General features: G+C 61.2%; 13 protein-coding genes. 1 reads left to right on the top strand and 12 read right to left on the bottom strand.

Annotated elements, in window-relative coordinates:
- From AC1D1Z_RS15250 to AC1D1Z_RS15195, 12 genes are all read right to left on the bottom strand, one after another.
- Window positions 1-250, bottom strand: a 250-nt coding sequence (locus tag AC1D1Z_RS15250; RefSeq protein WP_477851057.1) for an NfeD family protein, incomplete at its 3' end; no start/stop codon positions are given.
- Window positions 251-253: 3 nt separating this feature from the next.
- The gene (locus AC1D1Z_RS15245; protein ID WP_477851055.1) at window positions 254-1,294 is read right to left on the bottom strand and encodes an SPFH domain-containing protein; all 1,041 of its coding nucleotides are present in this window, start codon (window positions 1,292-1,294) and stop codon (window positions 254-256) included.
- 285 nt (window positions 1,295-1,579) lie between these two features.
- Window positions 1,580-2,614 carry a ferrochelatase gene (gene hemH, locus AC1D1Z_RS15240; protein WP_018243529.1) on the bottom strand — a complete coding sequence of 345 codons (1,035 nt, stop codon included), beginning with the start codon at window positions 2,612-2,614 and terminating at the stop codon, window positions 1,580-1,582.
- Window positions 2,615-2,739: 125 nt separating this feature from the next.
- The gene (locus tag AC1D1Z_RS15235) at window positions 2,740-4,695 is read right to left on the bottom strand and encodes a bifunctional metallophosphatase/5'-nucleotidase (RefSeq protein ID WP_130653047.1); all 1,956 of its coding nucleotides are present in this window, start codon (window positions 4,693-4,695) and stop codon (window positions 2,740-2,742) included.
- Between the two features lie 175 nt (window positions 4,696-4,870).
- The gene (locus tag AC1D1Z_RS15230; RefSeq protein WP_130653046.1) at window positions 4,871-5,191 is read right to left on the bottom strand and encodes a hypothetical protein; all 321 of its coding nucleotides are present in this window, start codon (window positions 5,189-5,191) and stop codon (window positions 4,871-4,873) included.
- Window positions 5,192-5,489: 298 nt separating this feature from the next.
- Window positions 5,490-5,858, bottom strand: coding sequence for an outer membrane lipoprotein Omp10 (omp10, locus tag AC1D1Z_RS15225; RefSeq protein ID WP_018243526.1), 369 nt, complete (start codon window positions 5,856-5,858; stop codon window positions 5,490-5,492).
- Window positions 5,859-6,029: 171 nt separating this feature from the next.
- Window positions 6,030-7,481 (bottom strand): homospermidine synthase, encoded by a 1,452-nt coding sequence (locus AC1D1Z_RS15220; RefSeq protein ID WP_130653045.1) that lies wholly within the window; start codon window positions 7,479-7,481, stop codon window positions 6,030-6,032.
- A 195-nt stretch (window positions 7,482-7,676) separates the two neighbouring features.
- The gene (locus AC1D1Z_RS15215) at window positions 7,677-8,042 is read right to left on the bottom strand and encodes a nuclear transport factor 2 family protein (RefSeq protein ID WP_026188523.1); all 366 of its coding nucleotides are present in this window, start codon (window positions 8,040-8,042) and stop codon (window positions 7,677-7,679) included.
- A gap of 17 nt (window positions 8,043-8,059) precedes the next feature.
- Window positions 8,060-8,344: a YciI family protein gene (locus tag AC1D1Z_RS15210; protein ID WP_130653044.1), complete on the bottom strand. Its 285-nt coding sequence runs from the start codon at window positions 8,342-8,344 to the stop codon at window positions 8,060-8,062.
- Window positions 8,345-8,346: 2 nt separating this feature from the next.
- Window positions 8,347-8,973, bottom strand: a complete 627-nt coding sequence (locus AC1D1Z_RS15205) for an aminotransferase class IV family protein (RefSeq protein ID WP_477851050.1) — start codon at window positions 8,971-8,973, stop codon at window positions 8,347-8,349.
- Complete coding sequence (locus AC1D1Z_RS15200; RefSeq protein WP_130653043.1) at window positions 8,970-10,130, bottom strand: aminodeoxychorismate synthase component I; 1,161 nt, start codon at window positions 10,128-10,130, stop codon at window positions 8,970-8,972. Before AC1D1Z_RS15200 ends, AC1D1Z_RS15205 begins: the two co-directional genes overlap by 4 nt.
- A gap of 92 nt (window positions 10,131-10,222) precedes the next feature.
- The gene (locus tag AC1D1Z_RS15195) at window positions 10,223-12,079 is read right to left on the bottom strand and encodes a M3 family oligoendopeptidase (RefSeq protein WP_018445975.1); all 1,857 of its coding nucleotides are present in this window, start codon (window positions 12,077-12,079) and stop codon (window positions 10,223-10,225) included.
- Window positions 12,080-12,389: 310 nt separating this feature from the next.
- Between AC1D1Z_RS15195 and AC1D1Z_RS15190 the strand changes: the two genes are divergently transcribed.
- Window positions 12,390-13,934 carry a sigma-54-dependent transcriptional regulator gene (locus AC1D1Z_RS15190; RefSeq protein ID WP_477851047.1) on the top strand — a complete coding sequence of 515 codons (1,545 nt, stop codon included), beginning with the start codon at window positions 12,390-12,392 and terminating at the stop codon, window positions 13,932-13,934.
- The last annotated feature ends 178 nt before the right edge of the window (window positions 13,935-14,112 follow it).

Genomic DNA, 14,112 nt, shown 5'->3' with positions numbered 1-14,112 from the left:
CAATGCGCAGCGTCAGCCGGCGGCCGGCGAAGGTCGTGGCAACGGCGAGAAGCGCAAAAAGAATCGCCTGCAACTCCCAGACCCAGAAGGCGCTGTCCCAGAAGAGCAGCGATAGCGCACCGACGATCAAGGCGGCAAGGCCGATCCAGACCAGGAAGAAGCCGGGAACAATCATCTCGGCGGCAAGCAGCACGAGCCCTGCGACCCACCAACTCCATGGACCGAGTTCGGTGACGATCTTCGCCAGCATGGCTTATCGCTCCTGCTCGGGATTGAAAGGATTGGGGGTCGACGGATTGATCGGCGGCGTCGAGCGTGCCGGTGCGGGGCGCGGGCGCGGCGGCACGGGTAGTGGCGTCGACGGGCTGCTGCCGGCATCGCCGAAGACTTCGCGGGCAATGGCGCCAATGCCGCCGAGCGAGCTTAGGATGGAAGACGCTTCCATCGGCATCATCACGATCTTGGAATTGGGCGCCGAACCGATCGAGGTCAGCGCTTCGGTGTATTTCTGCGCGACGAAATAGTTGATCGCCTGGATGTYGCCGGCGGCGATCGCCTCGGAGACCATCTTCGTTGCCTTGGCTTCGGCCTCGGCCAGACGTTCGCGGGCTTCGGCGTTGCGGAAGGCGGCCTCGCGCTGGCCTTCGGCCTGGAGAATGGCGGATTGTTTGGCGCCTTCGGCCCTGAGGATCTGCGCGTTGCGCGAGCCTTCGGCCTCCAGCACCTGCGCCCTCTTCTCGCGCTCGGCCTTCATCTGGCGGGCCATCGCATCAACGAGGTCGCGCGGCGGCTGGATGTCCTTGATCTCGACGCGGGTGACCTTGATGCCCCAGGGATGCACGGCTTCGTCGACGACACGCAGCAGCCGGTCGTTGATCGCATCACGGTTGGAGAGCAGTTCGTCGAGATCCATCGAACCCATGACCGAGCGGATGTTGGTCATGGTGAGATTGAGGATGGCGTTTTCGAGGTTGGAGACCTGATAGGCGGCCTGGGCAGCATTCAGCACCTGATAGAAGGAGACGGCATCGGCCGAAACCGAGGCATTATCCTTGGTGATCACCTCCTGGGTCGGCACGTTCAGCACCTGTTCCATCACGTTCAACTTAGCGCCGACGCGCTCGATGAAGGGGGTGATGAGGTTGAGGCCTGGCTCCAGCGTGCGGGTATAACGCCCGAAGCGCTCGATCGTATAGCGGTAGCCCTGCGGCACGGTCTTGATCCCAGCAAAGAGCACCAGAATAACGAAGATGACCAGCACGATCACGACGATGTCGAAGCCGCCGAACAGCATGAAAATTCCTCCTATCGGCGCATGCGCGCCTGCCCAACTCATGTGGTGAGTTAGCACGTTATTTGCGAGGAAGAAATGAGGGCGCAACCGCCCGGGCTCCAAGTGAAAAGGAGGTTTCGTTTCGGCTAAGTCATTGGGCTGTTGCTAAAGCGCGTTGCGACCCTTCAGATTCGCTCTCGCGTTTTAAGTCTTTGTTTCTACGCATGTCGTTATCGCAAAACCGCTGCACAGTTTTGCGCGACATGCTTTAGCTCCTCGTCCGACGCCGCTTTCTGAGTGGGGCTCTCAGACCCAGCCCTGCAATTCGCGACGGACGACCTTTTCCAGCACCTTCATGCCGTCCTCGCCGTCGTTGAGGCAGGGAATATGCGCGAACTTATCGCCGCCGTTCTCATGGAAGGAATGGGCCGCCTGCTCGGCGATTTCCTCCAGCGTCTCCAGACAGTCGGAAACGAAGCCGGGATTGATGACGGCGATGCGCTTGACGCCGTCCTTGGCGAGCTTCTCCACCGTCTTGTCGGTATAGGGCTGTAGCCATTCCTCCGGCCCGAAGCGGGATTGGAAGGTGACCATGAAGTTTTCCTTGGTCAGCCCGAGCCGCTCGCGCAGCAGCCGGCCGGTCTTCTGGCATTGACAGTAGTAGGGGTCGCCCTGTTTGAAATAGGACATGGGAATGCCGTGGAAGGAGGCGAGCAGCATCTCCGGCTTCCAGTCGAGGGTCGAAAGATGCCTCTCGACCGACGTGGCGAGCGCCTCGATATAGGTCTCGTCATCATGATAGGCGGGAACGGTGCGTAGCGCCGGCTGCCAGCGCATCGAGAGCAGCTTCTGGAAGGCCTTGTCGTTGACGGTGGCGGTCGTCGCCGCCGCATATTGCGGATAGAGCGGGAAGAGCACGATACGGTCGCAACCCTCTTCTTTCAGCGCGTCGATGCGCGAGGCAATCGACGGCGTGCCGTAACGCATCGCCCAGTCGACCTTGACGTTATCAAGATCCTTCAGGCGCGCGGCCATCAGCTCCGACTGATTGCGGGTGTAGGTGCGCAGATAACTTTCGTTCTTCTCCTTGTTCCAGATCAGCTCATAGGCCTTGCCGACCTTCTGCGGGCGGGTGTTGAGGACGATGCCGAACAGGATCGGATACCACTTCCAGGGCGACCATTCGATGACGCGGCGATCGGTGAGGAATTCCCTGAGGTAGCGGCGCATCGAGGTATAGTCGGTGCCATCAGGCGTGCCGAGATTGACCAGCAGGACACCGACCTTGCCTGACTTGACGGCCGGATGGTCCGCCGGGCGGAGTGAAATATCTGCTGTCATTCTGGTCCCAAAGCTCTTTCTGTCTCTTCGGCTCATACGCAGCCTGGAGATCGTGGTTCACCCTATAGAAACAAAAACCGGCCCGGGAAACCCCGGGCCGGCCAGTGACATCGGGACAAATCGTCTTACTTGGCAGGGACCTCGATCTCCTTGCCGACTGTCAGGTGCCGCGGGTTCGGCTTGCCGTTCGCATCCGAGAGCTTCCGCCACAGTGTGCCGTCGCCATAGAAGGTCACGGCGAGATCCCAGAAGGTGTCGCCCGCGGCGATGACATGGGTGGAAGGCGTCGTTGCGGCAGGTGCAGAGGCTGCCGGCGCGGGGGCCGGTGCTGCTGGTGCCGGGGCAGCAGGAGTGGGTGCGGGAGCCGGCTTTGTGGAGGGAGCAGGAGCGGCCGGTGCAGGGGTGGGTTCGGTGGAGGGGGCCGGAGCAGCCGGTGCGGCAGGCGCAGGCTCGGAAGCGGAAGGAGCGGGCGCTGCCTGCGCCAATTCTGTGACGCGGCCATCCGTGTATGGCTTGTAAGGCGAATGCGCGGCGACGTATTCGGCGGTCACGTCGGCAAGATCCGGGCCGAAATCATAAGCGTTCTGGCCTTCCTTAAAGATCGAATAGCCGTCGCCGCCGGCCCGCATGAAGTTGTTGGTCGCAACCTTGTAGGTCTTGGCCGGATCGATCGGTGCGAAATTGTCGCCGTCCTTCACCTGCACATCGCTGACACGGCTGCCGACGGGCTTCGACTGGTCGAAGGAGAATTTCAGGCCGGCGACCTGGGGGAAACGGCCGGCGCCCTGGTCGATCTGGCTGACGCCGTTTTCGAGCGCCTTGACGACGTTTGCGCCGGTCAGCTCAAACGTGGCGAGCGTGTTCTGGAATGGCAGGACGGTGATGACCTCGCCCTGGGTGACCTCGCCGCCATCGATTGAAGCACGCAGGCCGCCGCCGTTCTGAACGGCGATCGTGACGCCCTGATTCTTGGTGCGATCGAGCATGGCGTCGGCCACCAGATTGCCCATCGAGCATTCCTTGACGCGGCAGACCTTGCGGTCGCCTTCGATCGGGCTTTCGGAAGAGCCGATCACCTTCTTGCGCAATTCCTCGATCGGCTTTGCCAGTTCGGCAATGCGGGTGATGACGGCCGGATCGGGCGTAAAGGTGGAATCGATCAGGATCGGATCGCCCTTGGCATCCTTGACGACGCCGCTATCGTCGAAATTGACGACGAGGTCGCCGAGATACTTGCTGTAGGAGGCGGCCTGGACGACCGGCACTTTATAGCCGCCGGGATTGTCGACCATCGTCGGATAGGGGCCTTCGGCCTTGGGGTCGGTGTTGGAGAGCAGGCTGTGGGAATGGCCGCCGACGACGACATCGACATCCGGGATCTTGGCGATCAGGGCGAGATCGCGGGGATAACCGACATGGGTCAGCGCGATGATCTTGTTAACGCCCTGGCCCTTCAGATCCTGAACGGCTGAAGTAATGGCCTGGACGTCATCGGCGATCGTCACGTTCGGACCGGGGGAGGAAAGCTCTGCCGTATCATTGGTGACGGCGCCGACGATGCCGATCTTCTGGCCGCCAACATCGAGCACCAGCGAGGGCTTGATACGGTCGCCGAGCTTGGAGGCGGCTGTCGCCTTGACATTCGCCGTCACGACGGGGAACTGCACCTTGTCGAGGAAGGTCGCAAGCCCGTCCTCGCTGTCGTCGAATTCATGATTGCCGACGGTCATGGCGTCGAACTTCATCAGGTTCAGGAATTCGGCTTCGGCCGCTCCCTTGTAGGTCGTGTAGAAGAGCGAGCCCTGGAAATTGTCGCCGGCATTGAGGAGGAGGACATTCTTGCCCGATAGCGCCTGACGACGCTGGTCGATCGCGGTCTTCAGGCGGGCGGCGCCGCCGAAGCATTCCTTCTTGCCTTCCTCCTCTGCCGAGCAGGTGGAGTCGAACTTGTTGATCGATTCGATGCGTGAATGGAAATCGTTGATATGAAGAATATTGAGTTCGTAATCCGCAAAGGCGGCGCCCGCGCTCAGCGCCAGCATGGACGCGGTCAAAAGACCGAAGCTGAAAGACTTCGTCATCCCTGTTCTCCTGATTGAGGCGAAGGATCCCCCTTGATCCTCGCCGATCCCTTTCATCGTGCGCCGGGGCGGTTTCCCGGCCTGCGGATGTTCCATCAGACGATGCACGACCGCAAGAGAAAGCTGGGCCAGGCTGGGCGCTTTCCAAGGGGGCAGGGCAAAAAAGCCGGGTTGCTTATCCCCGGCATTCGCCGTCGGCGGCGTTTCGATAGAGTTCGTGCACGGCCTCTGCAATATTCGGAACTGCAGCGAGTGCTATGACCAGGCAGAGAAGGGAAACAAGGCGATCAAAGCGCCGGCCGGCCCGATAGGCAAGGAGCGCACCTGCGCCGTAGATCAGGACGGCAGGCACGGCGAAGATCAACACCTGCAGCGGCCCGTCGCAATCGGGAGCGGCGATGCCCTGGGCACGATAGACGTTGGCCGGCAAGACGACCGCAAGTGCCGCAAGCGGCAATGCGAGCAGCAGGATGAGGTAAGAGGCGAAGGCCCGCATGGTGTGCTTAGAGCCTTTCCGGGTTAGATTGAAGCATTCTGCCGGAGCAGGTTTTCGTCAGGGCAAAGGCGATTGGCGAAGGGCATACCCCTTGGTACGTCCGAGCCGATCGCCTTTGATCCTGGCGGAAAGATGCCCGGCCCTTCGGGTTGGCTGAAACGGGCCGGCTGATCGACCGGCCGGCTTGGCCGTAGAGCCGGGCTACGACGCGCGCCGGCCGGTCGACCATCCGACTCCGTTTGAGCCAACAGAATGCTTCAATCTAACCCGGAAAGGCTCTAGCCTATCGTCTCATCTTTCAGCCGCGGCGGGAAAGCGTGAACTGTGCGCCGGAATCGGAGGTGCAATTGAGCTGGCTCGGGTTGACGAGGGCGCAATTGACCTTGGACTGGGTCTTGCGCACCAGCGAAGTCATGTTGATCTCCACCAGGGTCGGTGAGGTATTGATATAGGTACCCGAGGCAAGAAGCTGGTTGCTGTCGGTCGTGCGGGTGGTGAAAGTACCGCCCTGGAAGGTGGAAACGATGCCGTTCGGATCGCTCCAGTTGCCTTCGACGCCGGTAGCGGCGGGCGCGGTTGCAACCGGCAGACGGCGCGGCTCTGATGAAACGCAGGCGGCAAGAGCGGCCGCTGCACCGACAAGAACGAGACCAGTTCTGATTTTCATAAGGCTTCTCCCGGCGAATCGGCGCGGCGGACTCCCGCCAAGTTCGGGCAAAACATGGCGCGCGCCCGGCATGAAGGCAAGCCTTGGAAGGGCACCGGGCGGCATTTAGACAGCCGGCGTTACAAAAATGCCCGCCTTGCGGCGGGCATTGTCAAAGCCGTACAGGCGATCTCAGCGAACGAGAATGTTCCTGAACTGCCACGGATCCTTGGTGTCGATATCCTCGGGGAAGAGGCCCGGACGGCCGTCGAGCGGGGTCCAGTCGGTGTAGTGGCCCTCGACCGGGCCGAGATAGGGCATCTGCACTTCGAGGCAGCGCTTGTAATCGATCTCATCGGCTTCGACGATGCCGGCATTCGGGTTTTCCAGCGCCCAGACCATGCCGGCGAGGACGGCTGATGTGACCTGCAGGCCGGTGGCGTTCTGGTAGGGCGCGATGCGGCGGGTTTCTTCCAGCGACAGGCGCGAGCCATACCAGTAGGCGTTCTTCTCATGGCCGTAGAGCAGGACGCCGAGTTCGTCGATGCCGTCCTCCAGCTCGTCCTCATCAAGAACGTGGTGGACCGGCTGCGGCGTGCCGCCATTGCCGAACATCTCATGCAGCGAGAGCACGGCGTCGTTGGCCGGATGGTAGGCATAGTGGCAGGTCGGGCGGAAGGTCACTTCGCCGTCCTTGTCGCGGACCGTGAAAAAGTCGGCGATCGAGATCGACTCATTGTGGGTGACGAGGAAGCCGTATTGCGGGCCGGGCGTCGGGCACCAGGTCCGCACGCGGGTGTTGGCGCCCGGCTGTTCCAGGTAGATCGCCGCCTTGTTGCCTTTCTTGTGCTTCTTGGCGTTCTTCGGCATCCATTCTTCATGCGTGCCCCAGCCGAGTTCGGCAGGCTGCAGGCCTTCAGAGATGAAGCCTTCGACGGACCAGGTGTTCCAGAAGACATTGAGCGGCTTCGGATGCTTGGTGCGCTGGGTGTCGCGCTCGGCGATGTGGACGCCCTTGACGCCGAGCTTCTTCATCAGCTTTGCCCAGCCTTCGCGATCGTGCTGATCCGGTTCCTCGAATTTGAGGCCGGTGTCGTTGGCGAGGTTGACGAGCGCCTGCTTGACGAACCAGGAGACCATGCCCGGATTGGCGCCGCAGGTGGAGACGGCGGTGGCGCCGCCCGGGTTCTTCGCCTTTTCCTTGCGCATGGTCTCGCGCAGCGCATAGTTGGTGCGGTCGGCATTGCTCATGCCCTTGTCGAAATAGAAGCCGAGCCAGGGTTCGACGACGGTGTCGATATAGGGAACGTCGAGTTTGCGGCAGAGCTTGATGATGTCGAGCGAGGAGGTGTCGACCGAAAGGTTGACGCAGAAGCCCTGGCCTTCGCCTTCCGTCAGCAGCGGCTTCAGCAGTTCCTTATAGTTGTCCTTGGTGACATATTCCTTGATATGGCGAACGCCGTGTTTGCGCAGGATCTCCATGTCGGAGGGCTCTTCGCGCGGGTCAATGACGACCATCCGGCTCTTCTCGAATTTGAAATGGCGCTCGATCAGGGGCAATGTGCCGCGGCCGATGGAGCCAAAGCCGATCATCACGATCGGACCGGTAATTTCGGCATATACCGGATAATTCTGTTCCGTCATTCTTTTCTCCTGTGGAAGGGGACGAAGGCGTTCAGCCCGAGAATTGTTTTGAAATTGCCGCAGAGAGTGCGAGGTGACCGGCTCTAACCATAAAACGACGTCACAATAAAGAGCATTGAGGGGGAAAGGCCAAATATCGAGTGGCGGTAGAGGCCGGCGAAGCCGTCCTGGGATCGGCAGCCAGCATGGCTTGGCTTAACCGATGACGGTGCCCTGGTGGAAGAGCATGCGCCAGTGCCCATCCTCTTCCAGCCGCCAGATGGAACTGCGCAGCGTTTGCCTTTCGCTTTCGTCGACGTCCGTGTAAATGGCGCGATAGGTGACGAGCGCGATATGCTCGGCAAGTCTTTGAGTTTCGAAATGCTCGCCGCGTGACGTTCCCGTCCGATGCTCGGCCAGAAGAGCGGGCACGATCATATCGAAGGTATAGAGCCGTCCGGAACTGCCGATTTCCCGGAAATCGCGAGAGAGCAACGCAGTCAGCATCTCCCGCGAAGCGCGAACCGATGGGTCGAAGAGTTTTTCCTCGAGTTCTTTCAGATGGGCGGCGAGATCATCCACGATCGGCTCCTGCAAATTCAGCGCTTCAGGATTTCCAGTCCTTCGACCGCCGTCGTCACGGCTAGCTCGGTGATTTCGTATTCGGCGACGCCGTGGATGGTGAAGGGATCGGTGGCGACATAGGCCTCGACCGCGGCGCGATCGCCGATTGCGAGGATGACACCGCCGGTGCGCGGCACCTTGCGGCCGGAGGCGAGAAACCAGCCTTTGGCATAACCCTCCTTCACCCAGGCCATGTGCGGCGCCATGTGCCTGTCGGCTTCATCGTTGGGTTTTACATAGGTGAGCGAGAGAATGAACATGGTCAGCTCCTGACGAGGTTTGCGCGGATCAGGCCGCGCAGCGAGTTGCCGATATAAAGCGTGGCATCGAGATCGGCAAGCGCGAGGCGGCCGACACGGGCCTGGCGCCGGCAGATGAGCTCGCTGCGCAGCACACCGGCGAGCAGGCCGCAGGAGATGGGCGGGGTGCGCAGGATGCCGGTTCCGTCGTCCAGGAAGATCGAGGTGATGGTACCCTCGCAGACTTCGCCGCGCTCGTTCAAAAGGATGACCTCATCGGCCTCATCAGGCCGATATTCGGCCCGCGCGGCCTCGTAGACGGCGCGGCGCGTGGTCTTGACGCGCAGCAGCCTGTCGGCGGAATTCAGACGGGTTTCGGCGAGGCGGGCGATCCAGGTCGTATCGGGCGCCAGCGGGACGAAGGCGGCGCTCGTCACCTCGATCCGGCCTTGCGCATCGAAGGTCAGGCGGATGCGCAGCGGACCGGCAGCACCCGCAACGGCTTCGTCGAGCTTGGCCGCTGCCTCGATCGGCTGCGGGAAGCCAAGGCGACGGGCGGAGCGGGACAGCCGGGCGAGATGCAGCCGCAGCCGAATGAAGCCCTCGCCGGGCTGCCAGCGCAGCGTCTCGATCAGCGAAAAATCGATCATCGCGCAATCCATTGGTCGCCGACGGCGAAGCGGGCCTTGAGCAGGCATTCCTCATATTCGGCCTCGGCGGTGGAATCGAAGACGATGCCGCCGCCGACATTGAAGACGGCCCTGCCGCCCTCAAAAAGCGTGATGGTGCGGATGGCGACGGAAAAACGCATGGCGCCGGTGGGCGAGATCATGCCGATCGCGCCGCAATAGGCGTCGCGTGGGACATCCTCGAGCGCATGGAGAATTTCCATTGCCCGCATCTTCGGCGCGCCGGTGATCGAACCGCAGGGGAAGAGCGCGGAGAAGATGTCATGGATCGAAAGATCGGGGCGGAGCCTTGCCTGCACATGGCTCACCATCTGGTGGACGGTCGGATAGGTCTCGATGTCGAAGAGCTTCGGGACGTCAAGCGTGCCGACCTCGGTGATGCGGGAGATATCGTTGCGCAGGAGATCGACGATCATGCGGTTTTCCGCTTGCGTCTTGATATCGCGGCGCATGGCCTCGATGATTTCGGCATCCTCGGCGGCGGTCGCGCCGCGTTTCGCCGTGCCCTTCATCGGATGGGTCTCGATCCAGCCCTCTTCATCGGTGCGGAAAAAAAGCTCGGGCGACCGCGAAAGGATGACCGGACCGCCGAGATCGACCAGCGCGCCGTATTTGACCGGCTGGCGTTCGATCAGCGACCAGAAGGCGGCACGGGGATCACCGTTCCAGCGGGCCTCGACCGGCATGGTGAGGTTCGCCTGATAGGCGTCGCCGAGCCGCAGGTGCTTGTGAAGGCGGTCGAAGCGCTCCTTATATACAGGGAAATCCCAGGAGGCTTTCGGAGCGGTGAGGAATTCCTCGTTTTCGCGGCGCTGTTTTGGTTGGGCAAGCGGATGTGTATCCGGCTGTGGAGCGTCGAACACACCGAAACAGAGCAGCGGAGTTTCGCGATGCTCCCCGACGAAGGGAGCGAGTTTTTCTTCGAAGAGGTATCCGGCCTCGTAGGCCATGTAGCCGGCAAGCCATTTGCCTGCGGTCTTGGCCTGCTCCATCCTGATAAGGCCTGCAAAGAACTCGGCGCGCGTCCTGGCAAGGATGATCTCTGCCGGCTCGGCGAAAAGCATCACCTGTCCGGTCGCGTCGTCGCGGAACAGAATATAGGGTTGGGTTTCGGCCATCGGCGTCTTTTCTTGGAGTGCGATCTCCCTGGTCCGCCAGCCGGCGCCTCTCCCCGCTTGCGGGAAGAGGTTTGGCGTGGGGACAGGGCTGATCAGGCCGCTCGGTCCAACGCTTCCAACTCGTCGATCAGCCCTTCGATCATCGACAGGCCCTGGCTCCAGAACGACGGATCGGTGGCGTCGAGGCCGAAAGGCTTCAGCAGTTCCGAGTGATGTTTGGTGCCGCCGGCCCTCAGCAGTTCGAAATACTTCTCCTGGAAGCCCTTCTCGGCCTTCTGGTAGACGGCATAGAGCGAATTCACCAGGCAATCGCCGAAGGCATAGGCGTAGACGTAGAAGGGCGAGTGGATGAAGTGGGGGATATAGGCCCAATAGGTCTCATATCCCTCGGAAATGCTGATCGCCGGCCCAAGGCTTTCCGATTGAACAGAGAGCCAGAGTTCACCGATGTCGTCAGCTGTGAGTTCACCTGATTTGCGGGCGGTGTGGAGCTTGCGCTCGAATTCGTAGAAGGCGATCTGGCGCACGACCGTGTTGATCATGTCCTCGACCTTCTGGGCAAGCATCGCCTTGCGCTCGCGCGTGTCGGTGGTCTTTTGCAGAAGCGCGCGGAAGGTCAGCATCTCGCCGAAGACGGAGGCGGTTTCGGCAAGCGTCAGCGGCGTCTGGCACATCAGCGCCCCCTGCGCACCGGCGAGAACCTGATGCACGCCGTGCCCGAGTTCGTGGGCGAGCGTCATCACGTCGCGCGGCTTGCCCATGTAATTGACGAGCACATAAGGATGGGCCGAGGGAACCGTCGGATGGGCGAAGGCACCGGGCGCCTTGCCGGGACGGACCGGGGCGTCGATCCACTGTTCGTCGAAGAAGCGCCTGGCGATATCAGCCATCTCCGGGGCGAAATTGCCGTAGGCCGACAGCACCGTGTCCTTCGCCTCCGGCCAGGAGATGATGGCGCTGGAGGTTTCCGGAAGGGGCGCGTTGCGGTCCCAGAAATTCATCTGCTCCATGCCGAGCCATTTCGCCTTCATCTTGTAATAGCGATGCGAAAGGCGGGGATAGGCTTCGCGGACGGCCGCGGCCAGCGCATCGACGACCTCGCGCTCGACTCGGTTTGCCAAGTGGCGGCTGTCGGCGATGTCCTCGAAGCCGCGCCAGCGGTCGGCGATCTCCTTGTCCTTGGCAAGCGTGTTGGTGATCAGCGTGAAGGTGCGGATATTCGCCTTGAAGGTTTCGGCGAGCGCCATGGCTGCCTTGCGTCGCGCCTCAGGATCCTTTTCCTGCAGCCTGTTCAGCGCCACTTCGAGCGGCACCTTCTCGCCATCGATGTCGTAGCGAAGTTCCGCCATGGTTTCGTCGAAGAGGCGGTTGAAGGCGGCGGCCGATGTCATCGACTTCTCGAGGAAGAGCTGTTCCAGCCTGTCGTCGAGCTGGTAGGGCTTGTCCTTCCTGAGGTCGAGCAGCCAAGGACGATAGTGCCCGGCGGCGGGATCATTCGCCATGCAGGCGTCGATCACCGCGTCGTCGATGCGGTTCAGTTCCAGCGCGAAAAACAGGAGATGGCCGGAAAATTCGGTGATCTTGGCCTGTACGTCGCCGTAAAGCTTGCCGTTTATCGGGTTGGTGGTGTCGGAGAAATAGGTGAGGCCGGCAAAGGAGCCGAGGCGGCCGATGATGTCGTCCAGCGCCTCATATTCCTTCAGGGCCGCGCCGATGCCCTCAGCGCCGGTCTTCGTCGCCGCCTCAGTAAGTTTGCCCTTCCACTTTTCTTCAAAGGCGATTGCGGCCTTGCCGGCCTTTTCCATGTCGGCGACGAAGGCGGTGGAGGTCGCGGAGGGATAAAGATCCTGCAGCTTCCAGACCGGCAGATCGCCGAGCGCCGGGTCGGCGGCCCCAGCCGGTGCTGCTGCCGACAAATGAAGGCCGGCATGCGGGAGCGTGATTTTCATGGGCGCAATTCCTCTCCACTTTCATAACAGGTCTGATTGTCTAGCGCATCGGCCCGAAAATCGGAATCGATTTTCGGAAAGCATGATGCGTTGATTGAAAGTGTTACAGCGACCTTTGCGCGCCTGAAAGACGCGCGGCGCTGTCAGCGTGCCAAGGCCCGGCATTGCGGGGCTTTCGGTGCATGAAAAGGCTCGCTTCGGCACGAAAACGACCCGTTGCAATTGTTAAAATGCAATTGTTTCTCAAAACTGGATGTTCAAGCCTTCCTGTCAGAGTGCGCTTTATGGTTTCGCATGAAGTGAGGCGACAATGACCGGTTACAATGAGCTCAAGGGAGCAGGGCAAATCCTCGTGGTCGAAGACGACCCCGTGCAGCGCCGCCTGCTCAAGAACGCAATCGAGCGTCACGGCCATGTCGTGCACCAGGCGGAAAACGGCCGCATCGGCCTGGAAATGGTCAAACGCGACTCCGGCCTTTTCAATGTCATCGTGCTCGACCTGATGATGCCGGAGATGACCGGCCTCGAATTTCTCGACGCGCTTCACGAATTCGGCACGCAGATCCCCGTCATCGTACAGACGGGGCAGGGCGGCATCGAAACTGTGGTGCAGGCGATGCGCGCCGGCGCCTTCGATTTCGTCGTCAAGCCGGTCTCGCCCGAACGCATCGCCACGTCGATCTCGAACGCGATGAAGCTCGACCAGCGCGAAGTGAAGGCGCGGGCCGGACGCCGGTCTCGTTCCGGTTCGGTCGGCTTCGACGATATCGTCTCGGCAAGCCCGGCGATGCTCCGGGTTATCGATCTTGCTCAGCGGGCGGCTCAGTCCAACATCCCCGTCGTGCTGGAAGGCGAATCCGGCGTCGGCAAGGAGCTGGTGGCGCGGGCCATCCAGTCCGGCGGCGACCGCTCGAACAAGCCCTTCGTTACCGTCAATTGCGGGGCGATCCCACATAATCTGGTCGAGAGCATTCTCTTCGGTCACGAGAAGGGCGCGTTCACCGGCGCGACCGAGCGCCACATCGGCAAATTCATGGAAGCCGACGGCGGCACCATCTTCCTCGACGAGATCGGCGACTTGCCGCTCGAGGTGCAGGTGAAGCTCTTGCGTGCCGTGCAGCAGGGCGAGATCGAAACCGTCGGTGCACGCACCGCACACAAGGTCAATGTCCGACTGATCTCGGCGACCAACAAGGATCTGATCGAGGAGGYCAAGAACGGCCATTTCCGCGAGGATCTCTATTATCGCCTCAACGTCTTCCCGATCACCATTCCGGCGCTGCGCAAACGCAAGGAAGACATTCCGCATCTGGTGCGCGTCTTTGCCGACCGCTTCTCCAGCGAGCAGAAGAGTGGCCGCCGCATGACGGTGAATGCCGGCACGCTGGCTTTGCTGACCGCCTATGACTGGCCGGGCAATATCCGACAGCTCGAAAACGCGATCTTCCGCGCGGTCGTTCTGGCCGAAGGGCCGGAGCTGACCGAGGCTGATTTCCCGCAGATCGCTGCCCAGCTTCCGGAATATGACGTGGTGGATCATCTGGCGCTCGTTGCCGACAATACCGGCCTCGATCCCGACAATGGCTATGGCGAGGACTTCAGGGCGTCGATGTCGGGAGAGGTGCACCACCGCCTGTCCGAAGTATCGGAAAACGCGATCGCCAGCGTCAATCCTGCCGGAGACGTGCGTAGGCTTGCCGATGTCGAGGAGGAACTTATCCGATTCGCACTCAAATTCTATCGCGGACAGATGAGTCAAGTAGCGCGCAAGCTTGGCATCGGCCGATCCACACTTTATCGCAAGCTCAAGGATTACGGCATAGACCCTGACAATCCCCAGAAAGATGCGGCTTAAGCGCTTTTCGTTAAGATTAAGGCAACCACGTTTTGTTACTAGTCATAAACCACTTGTTAGTGGTGCGTTCACTATGTAAAGAAAAGGTTGATCATGTGTGGCATTTTTGCCATCGTGTGACCGCATTTGACAGTCATCTGAGACAGTACGGGACATTGTCTGTCTGACGGGGATCGAG

Source organism: Rhizobium sp. P1_E1 (genome assembly GCF_056406015.1).
Note: the sequence above shows the minus strand (reverse complement) of the source record. Positions and strands in the feature narration are given on the sequence as shown.